Annotated in this window: 1 pseudogene; it reads left to right on the top strand. The window is 45.2% G+C overall.

What is annotated here, in order from left to right:
* Positions 1-276: 276 nt before the first annotated feature.
* Positions 277-739, top strand: a pseudogene (locus BGK46_RS17085) (transposase); the annotation flags it as partial.

Here is a 739-nt window from a genome sequence, read left to right as displayed (position 1 = left end):
TATGTTGTGTTACATGTTCTGCTGGTTGATCTGTCTATGATTGCTTGTTCTGTTTCTGAGTGGTGTTAGTTGCCTGTATATTGGTTAGAGCTGTTGCATGTCATGATACTCGTTGTTTTCCGTATTGTTTTTTCATGCATTAAACTGCATCCGAGAAATCTGTCGGCCTCGTGTACTCTTAGAGCCATATGATATTCATCTGTAACCCTCCCCAAAAAACTGGTCATTAGCAATTAGAGGTTTTCCGTTTACACTGAAACAAACGGAGAACGCATGATGAAAAAATCACGCTACACAGAAACACAAATCGTAAAGATCTTGAAGGAAGTCGAAGCAGGCCGAAAGGTCAACGAAGTCTGTCGCGAATATGGCATCTCTGATGCGACATACTACAACTGGAAGTCCAAGTATGGTGGGATGGAAGCGTCAGATGTTAAACGGCTTAAAGAGCTTGAGGATGAGAATCGGAGGCTCAAGCAAATGTTTGCCGACCTAAGCCTTGAGCACCGTATCGTTAAAGATATTCTGGAAAAAAAGCTGTAGGGCCAGCGGTTAAGCGCGAGCTTGTCGATTACGCTCGCAAACACTATCAGGTCAGTTTGCGAATGGCCTGCCGCGTAGTTGGCATTAGCGACTCAGTCTATCGTTACCGACCAGATCCGCATCGGGATGATGAGGTTATCGCGACGTTGCAGGACGCAGCAGAGCGTTATCCTGCCTACGGTTTTGGCAAATTATT

The sequence above is a fragment of the Salinivibrio sp. SS2 genome, from assembly GCF_001722075.1.
GTDB classification, from domain to species: Bacteria; Pseudomonadota; Gammaproteobacteria; order Enterobacterales; family Vibrionaceae; genus Salinivibrio; species Salinivibrio proteolyticus.
Note: the sequence above shows the minus strand (reverse complement) of the source record. Positions and strands in the feature narration are given on the sequence as shown.